27 protein-coding genes and 2 pseudogenes are annotated in these 24,723 nt (G+C 61.5%); 17 read left to right on the top strand and 12 right to left on the bottom strand.

The annotated features are described in order from the left end of the window. Positions 1–12: 12 nt before the first annotated feature. The 3 genes from EFR00_RS07415 to EFR00_RS07405 form a co-directional block, all read right to left on the bottom strand. Positions 13–1,008, bottom strand: a complete 996-nt coding sequence (locus EFR00_RS07415) for an extracellular solute-binding protein (RefSeq protein WP_086156565.1) — start codon at positions 1,006–1,008, stop codon at positions 13–15. Between the two features lie 162 nt (positions 1,009–1,170). Next, positions 1,171–2,202, bottom strand: a complete 1,032-nt coding sequence (locus tag EFR00_RS07410) for an ABC transporter ATP-binding protein (protein ID WP_077989696.1) — start codon at positions 2,200–2,202, stop codon at positions 1,171–1,173. Between the two features lie 254 nt (positions 2,203–2,456). Continuing rightward, a complete protein-coding gene (locus EFR00_RS07405; protein WP_009990332.1) occupies positions 2,457–2,975 on the bottom strand; it encodes a Spy/CpxP family protein refolding chaperone in 519 nt (172 codons plus the stop codon). Between the two features lie 85 nt (positions 2,976–3,060). Between EFR00_RS07405 and EFR00_RS07400 the strand changes: the two genes are divergently transcribed. Further along, the gene (locus EFR00_RS07400) at positions 3,061–3,600 is read left to right on the top strand and encodes a Crp/Fnr family transcriptional regulator (RefSeq protein WP_225887905.1); all 540 of its coding nucleotides are present in this window, start codon (positions 3,061–3,063) and stop codon (positions 3,598–3,600) included. Between the two features lie 72 nt (positions 3,601–3,672). On the opposite strand, the gene EFR00_RS07395 is transcribed toward EFR00_RS07400, so the two are convergent. Beyond that, on the bottom strand, positions 3,673–4,347 hold the full coding sequence (locus tag EFR00_RS07395) for an adenylate/guanylate cyclase domain-containing protein (RefSeq protein ID WP_077989698.1): 675 nt from the start codon (positions 4,345–4,347) through the stop codon (positions 3,673–3,675). A 166-nt stretch (positions 4,348–4,513) separates the two neighbouring features. Next, complete coding sequence (locus EFR00_RS07390; RefSeq protein WP_077989776.1) at positions 4,514–4,954, bottom strand: YqaA family protein; 441 nt, start codon at positions 4,952–4,954, stop codon at positions 4,514–4,516. A gap of 149 nt (positions 4,955–5,103) precedes the next feature. On the opposite strand from EFR00_RS07390, the gene EFR00_RS07385 reads away from it, so the two are divergent. From EFR00_RS07385 to EFR00_RS07350, 8 genes are all read left to right on the top strand, one after another. Further along, entirely contained in the window at positions 5,104–5,511 is a 408-nt protein-coding gene (locus tag EFR00_RS07385; protein ID WP_179363945.1) for a hypothetical protein, read from the top strand. A gap of 92 nt (positions 5,512–5,603) precedes the next feature. Then, complete coding sequence (locus EFR00_RS07380) at positions 5,604–5,831, top strand: hypothetical protein (protein WP_077989699.1); 228 nt, start codon at positions 5,604–5,606, stop codon at positions 5,829–5,831. Beyond that, entirely contained in the window at positions 5,828–7,294 is a 1,467-nt protein-coding gene (locus tag EFR00_RS07375) for a TolC family protein (protein ID WP_077989700.1), read from the top strand. Before EFR00_RS07380 ends, EFR00_RS07375 begins: the two co-directional genes overlap by 4 nt. A 14-nt stretch (positions 7,295–7,308) precedes the next feature. Beyond that, complete coding sequence (locus EFR00_RS07370) at positions 7,309–8,655, top strand: multicopper oxidase family protein (protein ID WP_077989701.1); 1,347 nt, start codon at positions 7,309–7,311, stop codon at positions 8,653–8,655. 34 nt (positions 8,656–8,689) lie between these two features. After that, positions 8,690–9,169: a cupredoxin domain-containing protein gene (locus EFR00_RS07365; protein ID WP_077989702.1), complete on the top strand. Its 480-nt coding sequence runs from the start codon at positions 8,690–8,692 to the stop codon at positions 9,167–9,169. 22 nt (positions 9,170–9,191) lie between these two features. Continuing rightward, complete coding sequence (locus tag EFR00_RS07360) at positions 9,192–9,479, top strand: copper-binding protein (RefSeq protein WP_077989703.1); 288 nt, start codon at positions 9,192–9,194, stop codon at positions 9,477–9,479. A 55-nt stretch (positions 9,480–9,534) separates the two neighbouring features. Beyond that, the gene (locus tag EFR00_RS07355) at positions 9,535–9,993 is read left to right on the top strand and encodes a DUF411 domain-containing protein (RefSeq protein WP_077989704.1); all 459 of its coding nucleotides are present in this window, start codon (positions 9,535–9,537) and stop codon (positions 9,991–9,993) included. A 76-nt stretch (positions 9,994–10,069) separates the two neighbouring features. Then, positions 10,070–10,717 carry a hypothetical protein gene (locus EFR00_RS07350; protein ID WP_225887903.1) on the top strand — a complete coding sequence of 216 codons (648 nt, stop codon included), beginning with the start codon at positions 10,070–10,072 and terminating at the stop codon, positions 10,715–10,717. A gap of 128 nt (positions 10,718–10,845) precedes the next feature. Here the strand turns inward: EFR00_RS07350 and EFR00_RS07345 are convergent, their stop codons facing one another. Continuing rightward, complete coding sequence (locus EFR00_RS07345; protein WP_077989777.1) at positions 10,846–11,661, bottom strand: endonuclease/exonuclease/phosphatase family protein; 816 nt, start codon at positions 11,659–11,661, stop codon at positions 10,846–10,848. Between the two features lie 94 nt (positions 11,662–11,755). Beyond that, the gene (locus EFR00_RS07340) at positions 11,756–13,219 is read right to left on the bottom strand and encodes a phospholipase D-like domain-containing protein (RefSeq protein ID WP_040111651.1); all 1,464 of its coding nucleotides are present in this window, start codon (positions 13,217–13,219) and stop codon (positions 11,756–11,758) included. A gap of 167 nt (positions 13,220–13,386) precedes the next feature. Here EFR00_RS07340 and EFR00_RS07335 point away from each other — a divergent pair, with 167 nt between their 5' ends. The 5 genes and pseudogenes from EFR00_RS07335 to EFR00_RS07315 all read left to right on the top strand — a co-directional run bounded on the left by EFR00_RS07335 (position 13,387) and on the right by EFR00_RS07315 (position 17,801). Continuing rightward, entirely contained in the window at positions 13,387–14,028 is a 642-nt protein-coding gene (locus tag EFR00_RS07335) for a UdgX family uracil-DNA binding protein (protein WP_077989778.1), read from the top strand. Positions 14,029–14,170: 142 nt separating this feature from the next. Then, on the top strand, positions 14,171–14,446 hold the full coding sequence (locus EFR00_RS07330) for a DUF2934 domain-containing protein (protein WP_009993120.1): 276 nt from the start codon (positions 14,171–14,173) through the stop codon (positions 14,444–14,446). A 139-nt stretch (positions 14,447–14,585) separates the two neighbouring features. Further along, positions 14,586–14,768, top strand: coding sequence for a hypothetical protein (locus EFR00_RS07325; protein ID WP_009993121.1), 183 nt, complete (start codon positions 14,586–14,588; stop codon positions 14,766–14,768). Positions 14,769–14,777: 9 nt separating this feature from the next. Then, positions 14,778–14,951, top strand: coding sequence for a hypothetical protein (locus EFR00_RS07320; protein ID WP_009993124.1), 174 nt, complete (start codon positions 14,778–14,780; stop codon positions 14,949–14,951). A 219-nt stretch (positions 14,952–15,170) separates the two neighbouring features. Then, positions 15,171–17,801: pseudogene (locus tag EFR00_RS07315) on the top strand (hybrid sensor histidine kinase/response regulator). Here the strand turns inward: EFR00_RS07315 and EFR00_RS07310 are convergent. Then, the gene (locus EFR00_RS07310; RefSeq protein WP_009990880.1) at positions 17,773–18,165 is read right to left on the bottom strand and encodes a hypothetical protein; all 393 of its coding nucleotides are present in this window, start codon (positions 18,163–18,165) and stop codon (positions 17,773–17,775) included. The pseudogene EFR00_RS07315 and the gene EFR00_RS07310 sit on opposite strands and share 29 nt — an antisense overlap. 174 nt (positions 18,166–18,339) lie before the next feature. Here EFR00_RS07310 and EFR00_RS07305 point away from each other — a divergent pair, with 174 nt between their 5' ends. The 3 genes from EFR00_RS07305 to EFR00_RS07295 are packed head-to-tail and all read left to right on the top strand — an operon-like array spanning position 18,340 to position 19,728. Further along, complete coding sequence (locus EFR00_RS07305; RefSeq protein ID WP_077989706.1) at positions 18,340–18,654, top strand: plasmid stabilization protein; 315 nt, start codon at positions 18,340–18,342, stop codon at positions 18,652–18,654. Between the two features lie 51 nt (positions 18,655–18,705). Next, positions 18,706–18,996 carry a DUF3175 domain-containing protein gene (locus tag EFR00_RS07300; protein ID WP_077989707.1) on the top strand — a complete coding sequence of 97 codons (291 nt, stop codon included), beginning with the start codon at positions 18,706–18,708 and terminating at the stop codon, positions 18,994–18,996. Between the two features lie 6 nt (positions 18,997–19,002). Then, positions 19,003–19,728 (top strand): glutathione S-transferase, encoded by a 726-nt coding sequence (locus EFR00_RS07295; RefSeq protein ID WP_077989708.1) that lies wholly within the window; start codon positions 19,003–19,005, stop codon positions 19,726–19,728. 9 nt (positions 19,729–19,737) lie between these two features. On the opposite strand, the pseudogene ligD reads toward EFR00_RS07295, so the two are convergent. The 4 genes and pseudogenes from ligD to EFR00_RS07275 all read right to left on the bottom strand — a co-directional run bounded on the left by ligD (position 19,738) and on the right by EFR00_RS07275 (position 24,687). After that, positions 19,738–20,616, bottom strand: a pseudogene (gene ligD, locus EFR00_RS07290) (non-homologous end-joining DNA ligase). Further along, positions 20,613–21,620 carry a DNA topoisomerase IB gene (locus tag EFR00_RS07285; protein WP_077989709.1) on the bottom strand — a complete coding sequence of 336 codons (1,008 nt, stop codon included), beginning with the start codon at positions 21,618–21,620 and terminating at the stop codon, positions 20,613–20,615. Before EFR00_RS07285 ends, ligD begins: the two are co-directional and overlap by 4 nt. A 15-nt stretch (positions 21,621–21,635) precedes the next feature. Continuing rightward, on the bottom strand, positions 21,636–23,792 hold the full coding sequence (gene glgX, locus EFR00_RS07280) for a glycogen debranching protein GlgX (RefSeq protein ID WP_077989710.1): 2,157 nt from the start codon (positions 23,790–23,792) through the stop codon (positions 21,636–21,638). A 100-nt stretch (positions 23,793–23,892) separates the two neighbouring features. Beyond that, a complete protein-coding gene (locus EFR00_RS07275) occupies positions 23,893–24,687 on the bottom strand; it encodes an SDR family NAD(P)-dependent oxidoreductase (RefSeq protein ID WP_077989711.1) in 795 nt (264 codons plus the stop codon). Positions 24,688–24,723 lie beyond the last annotated feature (36 nt).

Here is a 24,723-nt window from a genome sequence, read left to right as displayed (position 1 = left end):
CTTCCTTGTTCTTTAGTTGTCGAAGCCGACCTTGTCCACGAGTTCGCTCGCCTGCTTGCGATGGCTGACGATCTCGGACAAGGGCTTGCTGTCTATCTTCAGTTCGCCAAAGGATGCGATGATCGGATCGGCAGCGACGCCCGCCTTCACAGGATATTCGTAATTGGCTTCGGCATAGATCTTCTGCGCTTCGTCAGAGACGAGATATTCGAGAAGTTTGACGGCTTCAGCCTTGTTCGGTGAATGCTTGGCGATTGCCGCACCGCTGATATTCACTTGCGTCCCGCCGTTCTTGAAGGTCGGCAGAACGACCTTAATGGCGTCGCCCCATTTGACCTGCTCTTCACCACCCTTGCCGGATCGCATCAGGCCAACATAATAGGAGTTGGCGATACCGATATCGCAAATACCCCCGAGGATATCCTTGGCCGCATCGCGATCGCCGCCGGCTGCCTTACGGCCGAGGTTGTCCTTGACGCCCTTCAGCCATTTCTCGGTTTCTGCCGCGCCGTAGTGGGCGATGTAGTCAGCAAACAGTGCCGTATTATAGGGGTGTTGGCCCGAGCGTATGCAGATCTTGCCCTTCCACTTGGGATCGGCAAGCTCCTCGTAGTTGAATGTACTGATGTCAAGATCCTTGGCCGCGTAGAGCACGCGGGCGCGCATCGAAAGTGCAAACCAGTTGCCCTTGGCATCGCGCAGCTGCTCCGGGATAGCCGATTTCAGAACAGCTGATTCGACCGGTTGCGTTACGCCTTTATCGACCAGATCGACGAGGTTGCCGGCATCGACGGCCATCAGGATGTCGGCTGGCGAGCTGGCACCCTCGAAGGCGACACGCTCTGCGAGGCCATCCTTCAGGAAAATGGTATTGACCTTCGTACCGGTCGATTTGGTGAACGCCTCCAGAAGAGGTGCGATCAGAGCCGGTTCTCTCGTCGTGTAAAGGTTGATTTCTGCGGCGGCAGCGATGCCGGGCGACATCAGCGCCGAAGCAGCAAGCAGCATGGATGTAAGGATAGAGCGCGAATTCATTATGTGTCCCTCCGCGAATGAATGCGCATTGCTTGCAGCAGTTCATGACCCTGAAAGTCAAGTTTTCCCTGGAGCTTGAGGCCGGATATCACGGAAACTTGATTAGGTCAGCAGAATGCGCTCGCAGGTGAGCTGTCAAAAAGCCAGAAGCCGCTCGGGGAGGATTGAGATCTGAATATTCTCGGCGTCAGCGGGCAGCCGCTCCAATGCTCTCGCCTTAAGCGGCACCCCGAGGCCATCGACCTTCAACGTGATCTGCTCGAATTCACCGTGCAAAACGCGGTTTTCGATACGAGCGGGGATTCCCGAGCCCGGTGACAGCGCAATGGCATGCGGCCGGATATAGACGGTCACGGAGCTTGCCGGCGGACGATCGAGCGTATAGGCGAAGTTACCGATCGCGGTCTCGATCCATCCGCCACGGTAAATGCCGGGAACTTTGCTGGACGCGCAAAAAAACTCTGCCGCATAGGCATTCGTCGGACGGTCGTGCAGATCATAGGCGGAGCCGGACTGGACGATTTCACCTGCCCGCATCAGGACCACCTGGTCGCCGACGGAAAGTGCTTCCTGGGGATCATGCGTCACGATGATCACCGTCGTGCCAAGAACCCTCAACAGGTTCAAGGTGTCGCTGCGAATCTTCCCGCGCAGACCCTGATCCAGATTGGAAAAGGGCTCGTCCATCAGGACGATGCTCGGCCGGGGGGCCAGGGCGCGGGCAAGCGCCACACGCTGCTGCTCACCGCCGGAAAGCGTGTGCGGATAGCGATGCGTCAGATGTTCGATTCCGACTTTGCTGATCATCTCCTCTGCCAGCGCGGCAGCTTCGCCCTTCGGATGTCGCTTGAGCCCAAAGAGGATATTGTCCCGTACAGTCAGATGCGGAAAGAGAGCATAGTCCTGGAAGACGAAGCCGACGCCACGCGCCTCCGGATCGACGAAAGTGGCCGAACTTGCAACCTCGCGACCTTCCAGGAAGATGCGACCGGATTCCGGTATCTCGACACCGGCAATCATGCGCAGGAGCGTAGACTTGCCGCAACCGGAATGGCCCACGAGCGAAACCGCGTTTCCGCGGCGAATATGAAGAGAAAGATCGCGCACGGCTGGAGTGATGCCAAAGCGGCGGGTAACATTTTCCAGTTGTACTGCGATTTCGCTCATTTCAGCTTTCATGCTCGCCGGCGGGTTCCAGTGCAAGTCCTGGAACATCCATAGATCATAGGGACGCGAATTGGGACAAGCGCGATCTGTCCCTCAAGTGCGGCGAGATATTCGCTGTCTCGTGCTTCACACGCTCCCAGATGGTTAGAGTGACGCCGGCTGGCATCGCGGGCCGGAAGGCGGGGGAGACCCCACCGCTCTGCTGGAACGACTCAGCCGGTCATGCGCGCAGTCAACTCAACCTGATCTCGCTGTCATTTCGAATATCCGCGGTGCTCGTCATAGATTGCGATCTGGCCGGGGTCGAGAACCTGTGTCACCTCCAGATGCGCCGCGAGGTGGATGAACCTCAGCCGCGACCGGCTCGCCTCAGCCTTGGCGACAAGTTCTCCAAGTGCCGTTTCCGAAATGGTCCTGCTTCTGAACGCGGCATCGAGTTTCCGCTCGGCGTCGACGAAGATCCTGCCTTCCGCAGACGCTCGGGCCTGCATCAGGTCGAAAACCTGCTGCACCTTCTGGAGCTGGTCGTCGGTGAGGCCGATTTGATTTTTCATTTCCAGCACGTGTGAAGGACCCGGATAGCCGTTGAGTTCGACCGGCTTCGCCAAACCCCAGCCGCCACCTCTGGTCAGTTCGTCGACATCCGCCTCCGATAACGACTTGATCTCCCTTCCCGCCTCCTCAGCGTATCGGGAAGTGGCGTGGTGCTGCCCGTCGGCCAGCGCCTGAGTCGTGAGAATGGCGAAGGTAAAGCTGAGAAGCAGGGACTTCATCAAGAGTGTTCCGGTTGACGATGGACCGTCACTATTGCTTGCCGTCGCACCGTAGAACATGATCCAAATCATTTCTGCCACTCTCATGGATCACATTCGCAGCCTCTCGACCGGAAGAAGAACATTCGGAGCGGGCCAGCACGTCTTCAATCAGGGCGACGAGGTCGGAAGCCTGTATCTCGTGGAGTCCGGCATCGTCCATCTTGTTCGGTATCAGCCCGACGGCAACGTCGCGGTGCTGCAGCGTGCTTCGTCAGGACTGATCCTCGCGGAAGCCTCGGTCTTCTCCAGCGTCTATCATTGTGACGCCGTCGCCGTCACCGAGGTCGAGGCGACCTCGGTTCCAATTCCCTTGATCAGACGTGCGCTTCGCAGCAACCCGGACTTCGCCGATGACTGGGCCTCCTATCTTTCCCACCAACTCCAGCAGACACGCAAGCGCGCGGAAATCGCCAATCTGAAGACCGTTGCCGCTCGTCTCGAATCCTGGCTTGCATGGAACGACGGCGTGCTGCCGTCGAAGGGCGAATGGAGGGCGCTGGCGGAGGATATCGGAGTATCGCCGGAAGCGCTCTATCGGGAACTGTCGAAACGGCGCCGTTCGTTTGTGCGGGACCGGGCTTGACCTTCCCATTGGTTGGAAGCCCGGGGCGGCGGAGCACCAGGCAAAACAGGTCCACCGCCGAAGGCCTAGGCGTCACCGCGGCAACTCATAGGTCTGCGGTGAACGTCGATACGCTCCTTCACACTGCGGCGAACAAAACCACGGCCCATCGGGGGCGGCGCGCCTGTAGGATGAATAGGGTGCATGCATCTTGCACACCGGATCGATCCAGGCCGGGTCAGCCGACGGAGCGAGCTCGATCTCGAAGAGAGGGACTTCATCGGCTACCGATCTAAGCGCCACCATTCCGAGATCGCGCACCAGGATGCCTCGGGCGGCGGCCGCCTCAGCAATGGGTCGGGTGGCAAGCAACTGACCCGGCGAAGCGAGCGCAGCGATTCGCGCTGCGATATTGACAGTCGATCCAAAGAGATCGCCTGCTCTGCAAATGACAGGCCCATGGTTCAGGCCTGCCCGAGTGAGCGGGAGACGCGGTTCTTTGCGGCATGCCTGCAACAGCGTTCCGAGTACCTGAATCGCAGTTTCCGGCTCGGGAAACGAGAGCATTGCCTCGTCTCCGATCCATTTGATCGGAGGCGCATAGCCACTCAAGGCGTCGCGCACCATGTTCTCGAACACCTCAAGCACATCGAGCGCGGCCGCGTCACCATAAACATCCGCAATCGCGCTGAATCCGGCGATATCTATGAATGCGACGGTGGCCGGCGTTTTCGCCGCATCCTCTCGCTGCCGCGCATGGCTCTGCATCACCGCTCCTATTGACGCTTGTTGGCTCCATCAAAGAGCTCGAACCAAGGCACCCTGGAAAGCTACGAATATCGTCCACCGATTATCGAAGATATCGGGATCGAACTCAACATGACAGCGGCAATCCGACGTCGAGCCAGACCGGATGCTGCTGCCGCGCCGGGAGTCAGCTGGCAATCTGTAGAGTCGCTAGTGTCAGCACGATGTAGCGTCCCGTTTTCGCGACGAATACCAGGATCGTGAAGGCTAGCAGCGGCTCCTTGAGCACGCCGGCGACAACCGTGAGAGCGTCTCCAAACACCGGCATCCAGGAAAGCAGCAGCGTCCACTTGCCGTATTTCCTGTACCAGCGGGACGAACGTTCCAACGCTTTCTCGCCCACTGGAAACCAGCGCCGACCCCGGAACCGTTCGATGCCGCGCCCGAGAAACCAGTTGACGATGCTTCCAAGCGTGTTTCCGACGCTGGCGACGGCGAGCAGGACCAGGACTGGGAACTTGCCCGTGAGAAGAAGGCCGACCAGCACGGGCTCCGACTGCATCGGCAGTATCGTCGCCGCACCGAAGGCGGCAGTGAACAGGCCCGTGTAGGATGCAAGATCAATCATCATCAAAAAAGAACGGCTCCTATTGACCTTGCCACCGTTGGAAGGCCCAGCTTGTGCACCACCTGATGATCGCCACATAAAGGCCGCGAACATCAATGACACAAGAGTCGCAGTTGAAATCGGACAGCTTTGCATGTAGTCCGAGGAGCATGGGCAAGATGTACCGGATCACGTTGAGCAGATTGCTCGTGATGATGCGGCTGGTGATCATCGTATCACTGGCGGGGTACTCGCTGTCGAACGCCAACGCGGCGATGCATGGCTCCTCGTTTCCCGAGATCAAAGTCGTGTCCACGAACGTGATGCCTTCCCATGAAGGTCACGACATGGCGGCGGTGGCCGATCATGATCATTCGCATGGCGACATGTCTCATGATGGCGATGGCGCGTCGAAGCTCGTCAAGCAGGAATGCTGCAAGGACTTCTGCGGCGGCTTTGGCATCATCTGCGAAGGCCCCGACGTCGGCGGACCCGTCGTGACCTCGATCCGGCAGTTCGCCGACGATCGTACGACCCTCGGCGAACTGCCGGCTCTCCATCGTCCCCCGAATATCTGATTAGAGACGCACCCGCGTGATCGGGTCCATGTCGGTCGCCAGCCTGAACCTAGGCGGGTGCCGTAGGCCATCTCTTATTCGGAAAATTCATAATGAAACCCTCGCTTTTCGTGGTGGGGCTGCCGCTTGTTGTCGGCGGCTGCGCATCCACGCTTCCTCCCGACGTGGTGGCTTTTCCCGCCGCGATCCAAGAGCCGTCTCCCCGCCCGGTCGCATACCGGTCGCCGGTCTCGGGCTACGTCGCCAGGCAGCCGGTCGATCCAAAGCCATGGCGCAGACAGAACGATCTGCAGTCTCCTGAAAAGGGAGAGGCCTCATGATCGGCCTCGGAAAATTCGTCACGGTGCTGACGTTCCCGCTGATCCTGAGCGGCTGCGTCACAGGCGCCGAATATTCAAGCGAGCAAGCTGGTTTTGCTTCCGTTGCCGACAAGACGGCGATTGTGACCACGAAGCAGACGGTCTGGATACAAAACCAGAGCCAAGCCCGCTCGGCGGCTGTGCAGGTCAAAAGCCTGCTCGCGCAAAAGAAGCCGCTCGGCGTCGAGACGGCGGTCCAGATCGCCCTCTTGAACAACAAGGGCCTGCAGGCCGCCTACGCCGATCTCGGCGACAGCGCCGCCGACGCCTGGCAGTCGACAATGTTCATCAACCCGACCGTTTCCATCGGCACGACGGGAATAGGCACCCCGGAACTTGAGGCCTTCAAGACCATCGAGGGGATGATCACGACGAACGTCCTGGCGCTCGCGACGAGTAACCGGGATATCGCGATCGCCGACACCCGCTTCCGCCAGGCGCAGTTGACAGCGGCCGTGAGAACGCTGCAGGTCGCCGCCGACGCGCGGCGTGCCTGGATCGGTGCGGTGGCGGCCTGGGAGAATGTCGGCCAGCTTCAGCGAGCCCAGGCTGCGGCTGACGCCGCTTCGGAGCTCGCGGAGAAGCTGGGCGAGACAGGCGCGATGGCCAAGGGCGCCCAGGCCCGCGAGCACGTCTTCGTCGCCGAACTTGCCGGAGAGACGGCGAAGGCCCGCCTGGCGGCGCGGCTTGCCAAGGAGGAGCTGACCCGGCTCATGGGCCTGTGGGGCTCGGACCTTGATTACCAGGTTCCGAACGGCCTGCCGCCGCTACCGAAATCCATTGTCAAACGGGACACTATCGAGGCCGAGGCTCTTAAGAACCGCATCGACCTTCAGGTCGCGAAGCTCGAACTCGAAGCCACCGCCAGATCGTACGGCCTCACCGAGGCGACACGCTATGTCACCGACCTCGAAATCCTGACCGGCTTTGAAACGGAACGGGAAATTGAGGACGACGAGAAGAAGACGGAAACGACAGCCCAGGTCGAACTGGAATTCGCCATTCCGATCTTCGACACCGGCAAGGCCCGGATGCGCAAGGCCGAGCTGGCCTACATGCGGGCCGCGAACCTGCTTGCAGAAAAGGCCGTCAACGTCCGCTCGGAGGCGAGGTCCGCCTACGAGGCCTATCGCTCGAACTACGACATCGCCCGGCACTACCGCAACAGCGTCGTGCCGCTGCGCACCAAGGTCGAGGAGGAATCCCTGCTGACCTACAACGGCATGATCTCGAACACTTTCGAGCTGCTGACCGACACGCGCGACAAGATCAACTCCATCCTGCTCTCCGTCAACGCAAAGCGCGACTTCTGGCTCGCCGAAGCCAATCTCGCGCCAGCGATCTATGGCGGCGGCGCGACGACCGCATCGGCAGAGACCGAAGTCGCCGCTGCCCCCGAAGGCGGCGGTGGCGGCGGCCATTGAGAAAGGAACTCACCATGTTCAACAGACGACAACTGTTCGGTGCCAGCGCTGCCCTGCTGGCGGCGGGCGCCTGGACCAAGACGTCGGCCATGGGCCTGCCCGACGCGCCGACAATGGACTCGGCGGACATGCAGCCGCCGCTCCATCCGACCTCGGGACCGGACTATCAGCCGGTGGTCACCCTCAACGGCTGGACCCTGCCCCACCGGATGAACAACGGCGTCAAGGAGTTCCATCTCGTCGCCGAGCCGGTCGAACGCGAGACGGCCGAGGGCATGACGGCCTATCTCTGGGGCTACAATGGCCAATCGCCGGGACCGACGATCGAGGCCGTCGAAGGCGACCGCGTCCGCATATTTGTGACGAACAAGCTGCCGGAGCACACGACGATCCACTGGCACGGCATGATCTTGCCGTCCGGCATGGATGGCGTCGGCGGCCTCACGCAGCCGCACATCCCGGTTGGGAAGACTTACGTCTACGAGTTCGACCTCGTGAAATCAGGCACCTTCATGTACCACCCGCATTCCGACGAAATGGTGCAGATGGCGATGGGCATGATGGGTTTCTTCGTTGTCCATCCGAAGGATCCGACGTTCATGCCCGTCGACCGCGACTTCGTCTTCCTGCTCAACGCCTACGACATTGACCCGGGCTCCTACGTGCCGCGCGTCATGGAGATGACCGACTTCAACATGTGGTGCTGGAACAGCCGCGTGTTTCCGGGCATCAGCCCGCTGGTCGTCTCGAAGAACGACAGGGTGCGGGTCCGCGTCGGCAATCTGACGATGACCAACCATCCCGTCCACATGCATGGCTACGACTTCGAGGTGACATGCACGGATGGCGGATGGGTGCGCCCGGAAGCACGCTGGCCGGAGGTCAGCATCGACATCCCGGTCGGTGCGATGCGGGCCTATGAGTTCGACGCCAAGTACCTCGGCGACTGGGCGATCCACTGCCACAAGTCGCATCACACGATGAACGCCATGGGTCACGACATCCCGACCTTCATTGGCGCTGACAAGTCGAAGGTCGCCGAGAAGATCAGGAAGTTGCAGCCGGAATATATGCCAATGGGCACCAAGGGCATGGCCGACATGGGCGTAATGGAAATGCCCATCCCCGAGAACACTGTTCCGATGATGACCGGCTGGGGCAAGTACGGCCCCATCGAAATGGGCGGCATGTTCTCGGTCGTGAAGGTCCGCGAGGGCATCTCGGCGGACGATTACGCCGATCCGGGCTGGTACGAAAACCCGCCCGGAACGCAAGCCTGGGAGTGGACCGGCGACCTGCCGGACGCGACCAAGGCCAATGACGCGAAAACGCAAATCACCCCGAAGCCCGTCAAAGGATGACGGCCCATACCTCCCAACTGCAAAGGAACCGAAAATGAAGAAACTCCTAATCGCAGCCGCGCTCGCGGCCTTCGCAACGCCCGCCCTCGCCTCCGGGAACCATGCAGGCGGCCACGGTGAAAAAATGGCGGCCGGAGAACCAGGCGACAAGGCAAAGGCGACCCAGACGATCCGCGTCACGATGAAGGAAACCGATGACGGGAAGATGTTGTTCACGCCCGCGGCCTTCAAAGTCCGCAAGGGGCAGACGGTCAAGATCGAGATCAAGAACGCCGGAACCATCGACCATGAATTCGTGCTCGACCAGGAGGACAAGATCCTCGAGCACAAGAAGGTCATGGAGAAGTTCCCGGAAATGGAACATGCCGACGCCAATTCGATCCGCCTTCCGGCCGGCCAGTCGGGCGAGATCGTCTGGAAGTTCACCACGGACGGTGAATTCAAGTTCGCCTGCCTGATTCCCGGCCACTACGAAGCCGGGATGCACGGCGACGTCAGTGTCGCCGGAAAGTAATCGAAACCAAGGAGCCACGAAGATGAAAACTGCAATGATCAAAATCGGTGTCGCCGCCCTGCTCTCCGCCAGCGGGGCCCTCGGGGCTTTCGCCCAGGAATTCACCAAGGGCGTCGTCAACAAGGTAGATGCCAAGGCGAAGAAGGTCACCATCAAGCATGAAGACCTGAAGAACCTCGACATGCCAGCGATGACGATGGTCTTCCGCGTCGAAGACCCGGCTCTGCTCGAAAAGCTGAAGGAAGGATCGAACATCGATTTCGTTGCCGAACGCGTGAATGGCAAGCTGACCGTCACCGAAGTAAAATAATGTGCGGCTGCCGCCCGGACCCAGCCGGGCGGCAGCACTTCAAGGAGTGGAGGCCATGCACAGAAGAAGCTTTATCGCGATGGCGGCGTCCGTGCTCGCGCTCCCCGGCAGACGGGCCAGCGCCGGCCCGGCGAAGATGACGGTCTACAAGGATCCGAACTGTGGCTGCTGCCATGAATGGTCGAAGGCGATGGCGGCGGCAGGCTTTTCTGTCGACGCCCGCGACACCGACGACCTCGCAGCGGTCAAGGCGCGGCTGGCTGTGCCCGCCGATTTGGAGGGCTGCCACACCGCCGTTGTCGAGAAATACTACCTCGAGGGACACGTGCCGCTCGCGGCCGTCCAGCGACTGTTGCGGGAGCGGCCGCCGCTAAGCGGGCTGGCCGTGCCGGGCATGCCGCCCGGCTCATTGGGAATGGGCGAGGACCCGCAGACGTCATATGACGTCCATGCGATCCCCTCAGGGGCCGGCGAAAGTTACGTGTTCATGGAAGTCCGCCCCGGCAAGGGTTGACCTGCAGAGGGCGAGCCAGTCCGCCTCGAAGCCCCCGCCTCAACAAGAGTTCAGATTCGCGCGCTCAAGTTTCCGCATGGCTGGCTTCGCTTGTGCCTTTCAGCGTGCCATGAGATGTTCCGGCGCGAGAAATGGCCCCGGACAGAAGCATGCGCGACTATGTGAAAAGCAAGGACTTTCACCGGCATATGCGGTCGCTGCTGGCCTCGCGATTTCAGGAACTCGGCTGGGAATCGCAAGCGGCCGCAGGTGCAGTTTTGTCCGTGGCAGAAGGGTTTTCTCGTTGCAGGTATCCCAATATTCGAACAGCCTGATCGGCGCCAAATTTACCATCAACATGACCGAGGGCTCCGGCGCCGCCAGCGACACCCGGATATTGCGTCACCTGAACGACGCGGATCGAACCGCTGGCAAAGCTGTGGAAGAGCGCATCTTCGCGCGCCTTCCCAGGCCGGATCCCGATCCAGACGTAGACGTCGTCGGCGACCACGGCCAAACCGTATCGGTGAAACTCGGCGATCTGGCGAAGGCAAACCCCAGACAATGGGATGGCACCTTCGACGTCTGGCTGCCGTACTTCAGCAAAACCGATCTCGACGATTGGGCTGCCTTTCTCCTGCCGCGCCTGGACCGGCTGGTCGCGCCATCCTCGCCTGAAATGACCGATCCGTTGCTATGGGCTCAGCGGTTTCGCGGACTCGTCGTTTTTTTTCGCTCGAAATAAGCGATGTGCCCCGACGTTCACACCCGTCTCACGCGGCCGAACAAATGCCTCCACCGATCAACGACCGCGCTCCGTCCCGTGCGGCTGCCCCTTCATCCGAATAGACACCGCGGACGCGACAGGTTTTTCTAACCGGCCACCGGCTTCAGATCCACCAGCGCCTTGATCGGCAAATGGTCCGAGGCGATGCGCGCCAGCGGCGTGTCATGCGCTTCCACCTCGGTGATGATCCCCTTGCGGTTGGCGATGATGCGGTCGAGGGCGAGCAGCGGCAAGCCGGCGGGAAAGCTGGGGACTGCGGGCGGCAGCTCTCCGAAGGCGGATTGGAAGGTGTTGAGCGAGGAGCGGTCGCCGAGCCGCCATTCGTTGAGGTCGCCGAGCAGGATGGTCGGCATTTCGTGCCTGTCCTTGATCAGCTCGACCAGTGTGTGGGCCTGCTGGGCTCTGTTGTGGCGCAGCAGGCCGAAATGCGCGGCGATGATGCGCAGCACCCCACCCGCTTCGAGCTCGATCTCGGCGACGAGGGCGCCGCGCGGCTCCAGCCCCGGCAGCTTGACTTGGTGCACGTCGTGCACCAGCCCTTTCTTGAAGAGCACGACATTGCCGTGCCAGCCATGCGCCTTGGCCATTCCGGCGACCGGCACCGGGATCAGCCCCGTCTCCCGCTCCAGCCGGCCTAGGTCGAGGATACCCGTGCGCTCCCCAAAACGCGTGTCGGCCTCCTGCAGCGCGATGACATCGGCACCGATTTCGTGAATCACCCGGCTCGTGCGTTCGGGATCGAAGCGGCGGTCGGTGCCGACGCATTTGTGAACATTGTAGGAGGCGATCAGCGTTCCCGCGCTGCGCGGCCGTATCTCGGTATAGGCCGGATCAAGCCGCTTTTTCCTGCTTCTGATCGAGGCGAGAATACTGGCGGGAAGACTGTCTTTCCTGGCGTGCATCGGGCGGCGCATTTGTTCCGTTGATCAAAGGGCTACTCATTCCGCAGTATAGTCGGCCGAGCCGAACTTGCCACGTTAGAACGCAAAAAATCCGTCAGAGATAGGGCGAACCGAGCCATAGCACCTTCTCGATGAGCCGCACCGGGAAGGGCCGCGCGCGCAAGCCCTCGAGCGTCACCAGCGTCGCCCCTTTCAGGGTTTCCTCGATATGCTCGTCGATCTCGGCGGCAAAACCCTCGTTCAGCACCTCGAGATCGACCTCGAAATTCAGTCTCAGCGAGCGCGGGTCGAGGTTGGAAGAACCGACATAGGCCCACGTGCCGTCGATCGTCAGCAATTTTGAATGGCTGAAGCTGCCGGTCGAGCGCCAGATGCGGCAGTAGTTCTTGAGGATCTGATCGAATTGCGCCGTCATCGCCCGGTCGACCAGCATGAGGTTATTGACGTCAGGCACGATGATATCGACTTCGACGCCGCGGCGCGCCGCCGTCACCAGGGCACTGATCAGTTCGCGGTCCGGCAGGAAATAGGGCGACATGATGCGGATCGATTGGCGCGCGATGGAAAAAGCGCCCATCAGCATCTTGTGGTTGGTTTCGACGCTGCGATCCGGCCCGGAAGCGACGACGCGCATCAGGATGGGATCGCCGGGGTTGCGCTGCGGCGGTTCGATGCGCCAGGCTTCGCCGTTCAACAACTCCCCAGTGGTGAAGCGCCAGTCTTCGGCGGCAAGGTCGAAGAGGTCGGCGACGACAGGGCCGGTGACGCTGAAATGCGTATCGTGGGCGAAGCTCTCGCCCGTTGCCTCCTCGCTGAAGCCCGCCCTGATATTCATCCCGCCCGTCAGCGCAATACGGCCGTCGACGATCAGGATCTTGCGGTGGGTGCGCAGATTGGCATAGGGCAGCCGCAAGCCCATGATGACGTTGCCGTTGAAGACGGCGACGGTGACGCCGCCATCCTTGAGATAGCCGAGAATGCTCGGCACTGAATAGCGTGCCCCAACGGCATCGATCAGCACCCGCACCGCCACGCCGCGCTTGACCGCCGCAATCAGCGCGTCGGCGATGCGCAGCCCGATGGCGTCGCGGTCGAAAATATAGGTTTCGAGCAGGATGCTGCGGCTCGCCCCGTCGACGGCTGATTTCATCGCCGCATAGGCCTCATCGCCGGTCTCCAGCATGTCGATCGCATTGCCCGAGGTCAGCGGGTTGCGGGTCACCCGGTCGCCCAGCGTCTGCAGCGCCGCAAAACGGCGGCCGAACTGGCTGATCACCGTCTCGGCCTCGGCGTCAAACGTTTCCAGCTCGTCGACACCGGGCGCAAGCAGCAGGGCATCGCGGCGAATGCTCAGCGATTTGCGGCGGATGCGGTTGATGCCGGCAATTGCGTAAAGCAGCGCGCCGACGATCGGAGACAGGATGATGACACCGACCCAGCCGATCGCGGCGCGCACCTCCTCCTTGGTCATGGCGGCATGGATCGCCGCCGCGGCTCCCATGGCGATCGAAACGACAAAGAGGATATGCGGCCAGTAGGTCGACAGGAGATAGAACATCGCAGGCCAATATAACCGCGAAACGGCGGCGTTCAATTGCGCCTGCTCTCTCCTATGGCGCGAAATTTTTCGCCCGCCGCCATTCTTCCGCCGCCGGCGGCGGCTCGGCGGCCGGGGAACAATCCCCGTTGCAAGCGATTGATCCCCAGGAGATGAGGATCGCGATCATGAACATCGCCGCAAACGTCGGCCCGGCCTTGACCCTCGAAGTCGCCGATGCGGACAGCATTGCCGAGCTCCGCCATCAGGCCGAAGGCTGCACCCGCTGCGATCTCTACAGGAATGCCACCCAGACTGTCTTCGGCGAAGGCCCTGACCAGGCCGAGATCGTTCTTGTCGGTGAGCAACCGGGTGACCGGGAAGATATCGCCGGCAGGCCGTTTGTCGGCCCGGCCGGCCATCTCCTCGACCGCTGTCTTGAAGAAGCCGGTCTCAATCGCGAGCGCTGCTACGTCACCAATGCGGTCAAGCACTTCAAGTTCACGCCGCGCGGCAAACGGCGCCTGCATGCCAAACCCAATGCCGGCGAGATCCGGCGTTGCGCTTGGTGGCTCGGCGCCGAACTCAACATCCTGCAGCCGAAGCTCGTCGTGGCGCTGGGCGCAAGCGCGCTTTACGCGCTGCTTGGACCGAAGGCAAAACTGACGCCGGAGCGCGGCCATATCCTGCAGCCGAGGAACCATCCGCCCGTTCTCGTCACCATCCATCCTTCCTTTCTCCTGCGCATCCGTGACGAAATGGAGAGGCACCGACAGCGCGAGGCGTTCGTATCAGATCTGCACAAGGCGACGGAATTTCAGCTGCGATGAACGCGGATTCTCAACCCTGATATGCTGGAACGCGAAATATTTACGGTTGCAGGCCGATTTCGCTTGAAACAGCGGCCCTCGTCTGGAACCATCCAGGCAGTATCGCGTTCGAACGACGGCATTATGTGACTGGAGATCAGCGATGGCAGAAACTCGGGAAGAGTGGATCAAAAAACGTGCATACGCCCTCTGGGAAGAAGAGGGCTATCCGACAGGGCGAGATTCCATTCATTGGGAACAGGCACGCCACGAACGCGAAGCGCTCGAAGGCTCTGCTGCCTCTTCCAATGGCAAAGAGGCCAAGCCCAAGGCCAAGCGCACCGTGACGACCACGAAGCTTGCCGCAACAGGCGCCAAGACGAACGGCGTCGTCACGCCGGCGCCCAAGCGGACTGCGAGCCGCAAGACGGCATCCTGAACACAGGAATACCGATCACCTCGATGAAAGGGGCGTCGTTGCGACGCCCTTCGGGGTTTCTTTGTCATACGCCTGAATTAGTTGTGTTTTATGGAAGTTCAGAGGTGGGCTTTTCCATGCGGGGGTGAATAGAAGCCGGATGACGCTGCAAGCTTTGAGGCTTCCCAAAAAAGTTGATCCCTCGCCCGATCGCCGGGAGCAAAACCAGACCGAGACTGTTGATGGCGAAACCGGGGAGAACGCCATGAACGACGGCGTGGCCGGGATTCTCTCCTTTGCCTTTTTCGCAGCCTGCGGCCGCGCCTTCACCGTGGTCGGGTGAGGTATGGAGATGTCGCTCCTGCTCGTCGCCGCGCTGCTCTATCTCGGTCTGGCGCTTGGATTGATCCTTGTCGTCGACAAGCTCGTCGGACTGGTTTTCCGCGACCCCCGCAGGCCGATGCAACTGCCCTCCTTCGACATTGGCCGCGCCCTCGCGGCGTCGCAAAAATTCTACCGAAAATAACCGCTCGGGGACGGCCCGCGTCACCTTGCAAAAGATTGAACTCGCAGCGGTTAATGATATTTCGACACTCCCCTTTCCCTGCCTTCGCAAACCGCTATCTTGACGGTTGGACGAGCTGGACCCCTGCAGCCGCACCTCTTTTAGAAGTGCGAAGGCGGCTGCAGGACTTTCAATTGCTGCCGCCACACCGGCGCGGCGGGCGACAAGAAAGCGTTTTGGATGCGAAGCTTCGGCAAGGGCTGGCCGAGAGGCGGCGGCGAAATCGGCGAATTGCTGCGGCATCCGGCCTTTGAAGCCGTCGGTCTCGGACCGGCTGAAAGCTGGCCTGCTTCTCTCAAACATATCGCCGAAATGGTATTGAATTCGCGCCAGCCGAAATTCGTCGCCTGGGGTCCGGATCTCTCCTTCCTCTACAATGACGCCTACGTGCCTGTGTTCCCCGAGCGGCATCCCGCCGCGCTCGGGAGACCCTTCCGCGAAGTCTGGGCGGATATCTGGGAGCAATTCTCGCCGATCGTTGCCAGCACGCTCAGCGGCAGCCCGCAGCTCTTCAAAGAGCTGCGCATTCCGATGCGCCGCGACGGCCGTACCGAGGACACATGGTTCACCTTTTCCTATACGCCGCTGCGCGACGATGACGGCACCATCGCCGGCATCCTCTGCGCGACCCTCGACGTCACCGACCAGGTGGCGGCCAAGCGCGGCGAGAAGCTGGCGCTTGAAGAGCTGCGCGCCAAGTCGGAGGCGCTTGCCGTCGTCAATCGGGCGGGTGCGGCGATCACCATCGAGCCCGATGTCGAACGCCTCACCCAGATCGTCGTCGATGCCGGCGTGACGCTCACCGGCGCCGAATTCGGGGCGTTCTTCTACAATGTCGATGATGGCGGGGGCGGCAGCTACATGCTCTACGCACTCTCCGGCGTCGACCGGAAGAATTTCGAAAAGTTCCCGATGCCGCGCAACACCAAGGTCTTCGCGCCGACCTTCGACGGCGAAGGTATCGTGCGCTCCGACGATATCCTGCTCGACCCGCGCTACGGGCAGAGCGCGCCGCATTTTGGCATGCCGAAGGGGCATCTGCCGGTCAGGAGCTATCTTGCCGTGCCGGTGAAATCGCGCGACGGCAGCGTCATCGGCGGCCTGTTCTTCGGCCACGCCGAACCCGGGCGTTTTTCGCAGGCCGCCGAGGCGAGCCTTGTCAGCCTCGCCGGCCAATCGGCCGTCGCGATCGACAATATCCGGCTCTTCCGTGCCGCCAAGGTCGAAATCGACCAGCGCCGCGACATGGAAGATCAATTGCGCAAACTCAACGAAATGCTCGAGGTCCGCGTCGCGGCCGAGATCGCCGAACGCCAGCAGGCCGAAGCGGCGCTTCAGCAAGCGCAGAAGATGGAATCGATCGGCAAGCTCACCGGCGGCGTCGCGCATGACTTCAACAATCTGCTGCAGGTGATCTCGGGCAATCTGCAGCTTCTCGGCAAGGACGTGGCGGAAAACGGCCGGGCCAAGGAGCGCATTGCCAATGCGCTTGTCGCCGTCGAACGCGGTTCGCGGCTGGCCAGTCAGCTGCTCGCCTTCGGCCGCCGCCAGCCTCTGGAACCGAAGGTGATCAATATCGGCCGCCTCGTCACCGGCATGGACGATATGCTGCGCCGCGCGCTCGGCGAAAGAGATCGAGGTCGAGACCGTCGTCTCCGGAGGCCTTTGGAATAGGTCGGCAACGCCTTCCTCGACGATTCCTACAGCCGCACCCATCCTGAAGTGAAGGCCGGCCAATATGTCGTGCTGGCTGTCACCGATACCGGCTCCGGCATGACTGAGGCGGTCAAGGAGCAGGCCTTCGAGCCCTTCTTCTCGACGAAGCCCGAAGGCAAGGGCTCCGGTCTCGGCCTGTCGATGGTCTACGGCTTCGTCAAGCAGTCGGGCGGCCATGTAAAGATCTACAGCCAGACCGGCCAGGGCACGACCGTCAAGCTCTACCTCGCCCGCTCGTTCCGCAGCGAGGATCGCGTCACCGCCGCCGACAACGTGCCGGCAACCGGCGGGACCGAAACCATCCTTGTCGCCGAGGATGACGAGGGCGTTCGCACCACCGTCGTCGAGATGCTGTCGGATCTCGGCTATTACGTCTTAAAGGCAAAGGATGCGCAAAGCGCGCTGACCGTTGTCGAGAGCGGCGCCCATATCGACCTGCTCTTTACCGATGTCGTCATGCCCGGACCGTTGAAGAGCCCGGAGCTTGCGCGTATGGCGCGCGCGCGTCTGCCCGATATCGCCGTGCTCTACACATCCGGCTATACGGAAGACTCGATCGTCCATGGCGGCAGGCTCGATCCCGGGCTGGAACTGCTCTCCAAGCCCTATACGCGCGAGGAGCTGGCCCGCAAGATCCGCCACGTGCTCGCCACCCGGCCGCAAGCCGGCCGAGCGGCAGCCGATGCAGCTCGCCCCAATTCAAAACCCGCTGGTCCAAGACATGCCGAGACTGCCGGAAAGCTGAAGCTGCTGCTCGTAGAAGACGATGCCTTCATCCGCATGGATACCGCCGAGATCCTGCAAGATCTCGGCTATGACGTCATCGAGGCCGAAAGCGGCGAAGCGGGGGCGGATATCCTTGGCCATACCGTCGTCGACATCGTCGTCGTCGATCTCGGGCTACCCGGCATGCCGGGATCGGCCTTTGCCGCCAGGGCTAGGGAGGCTCTTCCCTCGGTCGGTCTGGTCTTTGCCACCGGCGACAGCGACCTGCCAGTCGCCAATCGTCTCTCCGGCTCGGTGCTGCTGACGAAACCCTTCAACAGCGCCGCGCTTGAGCGGGCGGTTAAAACCGCGCTGCAGCAGCGGCCCTGAAGCCGTCGAACTCCGGATATTTGCCCAGGAGATCGGCCTCGCTGGTGCAGCTGTCGTCGCGCGCCGTCAATTTGATCGAAATCGCGGCGGCGGAGTCGAGGCGGCCGCCGTCATGACGGCCGCCATCGTGATGGTTGGCACCATCGTGATAAACGGGAATGCGCGCGCCGCTCTGGCTGACCAGCACGGCATCACGGCTGAACCCCCTCTGCAGCAGCCAGTCGCGCGGCGCCATCAGGCGGATGCCGACCTCGTAGGATTGTCCCCTCCCTTCCTTGAGGCTGACGGTATAGGTGACCGGCGATACCTGGCCGTTCACGTCGATTACGCCGTTTCCGTCGGCTTGGACGAGGTGTTTTTCCATGTTCTCGGCTCCTTGCTATATATGGCTTATGCAGGCTTTCCCTTCGAAAACCGGGCAAAAACGGCTTTTGTTCCGAAATCCGGAGCCTGCCCCTCAGGGAACTTTTGCACTCCGCGCCGGTTGGATTCTCCTCACAAACGCACTGCATCGCTTTGCAAAAACAGGGAGGCGAAGATGCCGCGAGGAGACAAATCCGAGTATACCGACAAGCAGAAGCGCAAGGCCGAGCATATCGAGGAAAGCTATGAGGATCGCGGCGTTTCCGAGAAGGAAGCCGAACGGCGTGCCTGGGCGACGGTCAACAAGGAAAGCGGCGGCGGCAACAAGTCCGGGTCCGGCCGCGGCAAGAAGGACACGCATGAATCCTCCGAAAAGGGCGGCCGCGCCGGCGGCGCTGCATCGGCAGCCCGCTCGAAAGAGGAACGGTCCGCCTCGGCCAAGAAGGCGGCTGCGACACGCAAGCGCAACGAACACCACAGCCACCACTGACGATGGGCGCGGCGGCCCTGCCGCCGGCTGCAGCCGCAAAGGGATTTCGACATGGCCAAATCGAAGAAGAAATGGTCGCAGAGCGTCACCGAAAACAGCAACGCGATGGACCTGAAGGAAGGCGTGTTCAAATCGGACGATCCGAAGAAGATCGCCCGCTCGGTCAAGCATTCGGCCGAGGAGAGTGATCGCCGCAAGTCCAGCCCCTTCCGCGCGGCCATGTCGATGCTGACCTTCTACATCAACCGCGCCGGCGAGCAGTTATCGAAAAAACGGCGCGGCACCCTTGAAAAGGCCAAGGACGAACTGCGAAAAGACTTCGGTCGTAAACCGAAGGATTAAGCTGAGATGGCCTATGAGCTTTATTATTGGGACGGCATTCAGGGTCGCGGTGAATTCGTCCGGCTTGCGCTGGAGGAATCCGGCGCCGATTACGTCGACATCACCCGTGAGCCGGGCCGCGGCAGCGGCGCCATGTTCGACATCATGCAAAGCCAAAGCGAAGCGCATATTCCCTTCGCGCCGCCCTTCCTGAAGGATGGCGATCTGATTATCCCGCATGTCGCCAACATCCTGTTTTATCTCGGCCCGAGACTGGGGCTTGCCCCCGGGAATGAGGGCCTTCGTCATGTCGCCAACGGCCTGCAGCTCACCATTACCGATTTCATCGCCGAGGTGCACGACACGCATCACCCGATCGACATGTCACGATATTACGAAGAGCAGAAGCAGGAGGCGAAGGCCCGCTCGGCAGCCTTTATCGGCCAGCGCATCCCGAAGTACCTTGGCTATTTCGAGCGTGTGCTGCGGCAAAACCCTGATGGTTCCGGCTATGTCGTCGGCGACGCGCTGACCTATGTCGACCTTTCGCTTTTCCAGGTGATAGAGGGCCTGACCTATGCCTTCCCGAAGGCCATGGCCAAACGCAAGGCCGATTACCCCACCCTTCTGACCCTGCATGCCGCGGTGGCAAAGCGACCGAACATCGCCCGCTATCTTGCCTCCCCTCGCCGCCTGCCCTTCAATGAGGAGGGTATTTTCAGGCATTATCCCGAGCTCGACAGCGCGGAATGAGCGGGCCATTCATTGCAGCGGCACGGCCGCATCGAAGAAATCGCCCCAGGGGTCGCGCGGCCGGGTCTCCAGCCGCTGCGGCACATTGGCGAGGGTGAAGGCGGCCGGACCGCTGAGTTCCTTCAGATCGGACCAATCGAGCGGCATCGACACCGGGGCACCCGGCCGCGCCCTGGTCGAATAGGGTGCGACCGCCGTGCTGCCGCGGCCGTTGCGGAGATAATCGATATAGATATGCCCGCCGCGTTTTGCCTTCGTCGCCGTTGCGAGATATTTCTCCGGCGCATCGGCCGACATGCTTTCGGCAAGCGAATGGGCGAAATCCTTGACCTCGGCCCAGCCGGCCTTCGGCGCAAGCGGTGTTACCACATGCAGCCCCTTGCCGCCTGATGTCTTGACGAAGGCTGCAAGGCCTCGGGCTTCCAGCCGCGCCTTCACGTCAAGTGCCGCCGATATCACCGCGCTTCAGACCACGTCCTCGCCGGGGTCGAGATCCATGATGATCATATCGGGTGTTTCCCAATGGTCGGTCGTCGTGCCCCAGGGGTGAATTTCAAGCGCCGCCGATTGCACAAGGGCGACAAGCCCGTCGAAACCGGAAATGCGCAGCAGTTTCTCGCCGTCCGCGTCCTGTGGATCGGCGATCTCCTCGATATGGGGATTCATGCCTTTCCAGCCATGTTTCTGGAAAAACCGCTGGTGGCTTTTTATTCCAGCCGGCAGGCGCAAAAGTGCCAGCGGCCGATTGACGAGATAGGGCGCCATGAAGGGCCAGACGGCGGCGTAATATTCCGACAGATTCCGCTTAGTCACGCCCTCGTCCGGCCAGTAAAGCCGGTCGGGATGGGTCAGGGATACGTCCGATGCCGGCGGGTTTGCGGGGTTCATTCCTCGATCTCGCGTGTCAGGAAATCAAGTAGCCTGTTTTCTTCCGCCCGCAAGCCCCGCAGCGGCTCGTTGCCACCCTCGATCAAAGGATGGTCATTGCCGGCAAGCGCGATGATTGCCGGATGGATATAGCTCGAGCGTGAGATTGCCGGCGTATTGTGCAGCGCTTCGGCCGCAGCCTCCGACATGTCCTTCACCGTCGGCCGGCCACCGGCGACAATTTTTTCGCGGGCCGCACCGAAGGCCGCCAACGATCCGGCCCAAGTGCGGAATGTCTTAGCGGAAATCGGAATGCCCGATATCTCGGTCAGATAGGCATTCAGCCGGCCGGAATCGACCGGTTTCAGCGCGCCGCTTTCATCCTTCCAGACGAAAAGCTGACGGCCGGGCAGGTCGGCGATCTCTTCCAGGATCTTCTGCAGCCTGGGATGCTTGAGGCTGCGCTGGACGCGCTTGCCGCCCTTGGCGCGGAATTTCAGCTCGATCCGCCCGTCGACGATCTTCAGGTGCCGCTTCAATAGCGTCGTTGCACCATAGGTGCCGTTCTCCCTGACATAAGCCTGGTTGCCGACCCGCAGATGCGCCTCGTCGAGCAGCGTCGTCAGTGCCGCCAGCACGCCGTTGACATCTTCCGTACCGGTGTCGAGATGGCGCAGCACGGTGCGGCGGATCTTCGGCAATGCCCGGCCGAATTCGATCAGCTGGTGGAATTTTCCGGCGCTGCGGAAGGATTGCCAGTCCTTGTGATAGCGATATTGCTTGCGCCCGCGCGCATCGATGCCGGTCGCCTGGAGGTGGCCGTTCTCGTAGAGACAGATCCAGACATTCTCATAGGCCGGCGGCAGGCCGAGCGCGCCGATGCGCGCCCGCTGCAACTCATCGGAAAGCGTCGTACCGTCCGGCATGACATAGCTGAAGCCCTTGCCTTTCCTTCGTCTGCGGATGCCCGGTTCGGTATCGCTGACATAGATGAGGCCAAGTTCGGTGATGACTTCGGCATTCATGCTGTTGACGACCTGCTATTTGCCGCGACGGCCGAACTGGAACCACCGGCGGCGCTGGGCTTTGCTCGCCCCCTCTGGAGGCTGGGTCTGGCCTTTCGGCGCAAAGACAGCCAGGCTCTGGGTGTAGACCATGACCGGATTGTCCTGATTGTGCACGTCGAAGGCCCCGGTCTCCGCGCCGGTGTCGAGAACCCGTGACCACTCAGTCAACCCGTTCACCTCCGGCAGATGCACTTGGCAATCACCGCCAGCGTTGAAGACGAGGAAAAGATCGTCCATCGTCTCGGTATCCGGCGCATGCGCGCTTTTCGAGAGGTAGACGCCGAGCACCTGCAATCCGTCGTCGTTCCAGGCCACATCATCCATGAAACCACCGTCCGGCTTGTACCAGGCGATTTCGATGCGCCCATCCTCACTCGTATCTCCGGTCAGGAACCGCTCCTGCCGGAGCACGGGATGGGCTTTGCGGAAGGCGACAGCCTGCCGGCAGAAATCGAGAAAGGGATCCTCGAGCCCGTCCCAACCCGTCCAGCCGATCTCGTTGTCCTGGCAATAGGCGTTGTTGTTGCCGCCCTGGCTGTTACCGAGCTCGTCGCCGGCCAGGATCATCGGCACGCCCTGGGACAGCATCAGCGTCGCCATCATGTTGCGGCGACGGCGTGCCCGAGCCGCATTGATATCGGCATTATCGGTGGCGCCCTCCACACCCATATTGTCGGAATGATTGTCCGAATGGCCGTCCCGGCCGTCCTCGCCGTTCGCCTCGTTATGCTTGCCGTCGAAGGAGACGGTGTCCATCAGGGTGAAGCCGTCGTGGGCTGACAGAAGATTGATCGAGGAGGTTGCCCCCCGGTCCGAATGGTTGAATTGCAGCGCCGAGCCGGTGATGCGCGCCGCCAGTTCCGACACCATGCCGCCGTCGCCTTTCCAGAACCGGCGCACGTCGTCGCGGAACTTGTCGTTCCATTCGCGAAAAGGGTGCGGGAAACCGCCGACCTGATACCCGCCTTCGCCGATATCCCAGGGTTCGGCGATCAGCTTGACGCCCGACAGGATTGGATCCTGACGGATAGCGCCGAAGAACAGACCCTGTCGATCGAACTCCAGGTCCTGACGGCCGAGCGTGCTGGCGAGATCGAAGCGGAAGCCGTCGATGTGCATGACCCCCACCCAATAGCGCAGGCTATCGAGCACCATGCGCATCACCATGGGATTGGCAACGTTCAACGTATTGCCGGTGCCCGTCGTGTCGAAGGTATGGCGCGGGTCGTCTGGAGAGAGGATGTAGTAGCTCGCATTGTCGAGCCCGCGGAAGGACAGCGTCGGCCCCTTCTCGCTGCCCTCGGCTGTGTGGTTGTAGACCACATCCATGATGACCTCGATGCCCGCGGCATGGAACCGCTTCACCATGGTCTTGATTTCGGTGATCCTGTCATTGGAGAGATAACGCGTCTGCGGCGCAAAAAAGCCGAGCGTCTGGTAGCCCCAGTAGTTCCTCAGCTTTTTTTCCAGCAGATAACGATCGTCGAGGAAGTACTGGATCGGCAAGAGCTCGATTGCCGAAATGCCGAGCTTGACGAGATGGTCGACGATCGGATCGCTGCACATGCCGAGAAAGGTGCCGCGCAACCGGTCGGGCACCTTCGGATGCGTCATCGTCAGGCCGCGCACATGCGCCTCGTAGATGATGGTGTCGGGCCAGGGGCGGCGGATCGCCTCTTCACCCGCCCAGTCGAAATCAGGATCCTGCACCACGCTCTTGACCATGAAGGGTGCGCTGTCGCGCTCATCGAAGGAAAGATCGTCCTCGCCGATCCGGTAGCCGAACAGCGCGTCGTCCCATTTCAGGTCCCCCGTTACCTGCTTGGCATAGGGATCGAGCAGCAGCTTGTTCGGATTGAAGCGATGGCCGGCCTGCGGGTCGTAGGGCCCGTGGGCGCGATAACCGTAGACCGTGCCGGGGCCGAGGCCGGCAATATAGCCCGACCAGATATCGCCCTCGCGTTTGGGCAGCGGCAGCCGCGCGATCTCGTTCTTTCCGTCGGGGGAGAAGAGGCAAAGCTCGATCTGTTCCGCATGGGCTGAGAAGACGGCGAAGTGGGTGCCTGAACCAATATATTCCGCCCCGAGCTCCGGTTTGAGGAAGTCGAGTTCCGAAAATGAAAAGCTCATGGTGCCCCGCTTGAAAATATGGCCAAGCGGGAAACGTGACGGCGGTTCGAAAGTTCCCTGCGGCGGGGCAAAAGGAAAGAGGCCCCTCCGGAGAGTATGGCTAGGGCATCAGCTGGCCGCCATTGACCTCGATGATCTGGCCCGTGATGTAGCCGGACAGCGTCGGCGAGGCGAGAAACAGATAGGCGCCGACGCAATCCTCGGAGGTGCCGACGAAACCCATCGGGATCGACTTGCGCTGCAGCTCCATCTGCTCGTCATTGGTATAACGCTCGTGGAAAGGTGTCGCGATGACGCCCGGCGCCACGGCGTTCACACGGATCCGGTCGGCGACGAATTCCTTGGCATGGCCGCGCGTGATCGTCGAGACGAAACCCTTCGACGCCGCATAGAGGATCGCGCCATTGCCGCCGCCGTTGCGCGCCGCGATCGAGGTGGTGTTGATGATGAAGCCGCCCTGCTTTTTCAGCCAGGGATGGGCCGCACGCGTCGCAGCCAGCACCGAGCGGGCGTTGAGATCCATGACAGCCGCATAATGCGCATCGGTATATTCCGAAGTCGGCTTGCGCCCCAGCATGCCGCCGGCATTGTTGATCAACCCGTCGAGATGGCCGAAGGTCTTCGCCGTCTCCTCGACGACCCGCTCCGTCTCGCCTTCCCGCGACACGTCGCCCTGGATCAGATGCACGGTACCGCCGACCGCCCGGATCTCCTCGGCGAGCGTCTCCGCCGGTTCACGGCTGGCGTTGTAATGCACGCCGACCTTGGCGCCTTGTGCCGCAAAGGCGCGGGCGAGCGCCGCACCGATGCCGGTCGAGGCGCCGGTGATCAGCACGGCTTTCCCAGATAGATCCGGCAGTTTGATCGATGCGAGCAATTGAGCAAGTTCTGTCATGGCTATGAAGCCTCCCGAGAAACCAAGGACATAGGT

The sequence above is a fragment of the Rhizobium sophoriradicis genome, from assembly GCF_003939025.1.
Lineage (GTDB): Bacteria > Pseudomonadota > Alphaproteobacteria > Rhizobiales > Rhizobiaceae > Rhizobium > Rhizobium sophoriradicis.
This window is presented reverse-complemented; position numbering and strand designations above follow the sequence as displayed.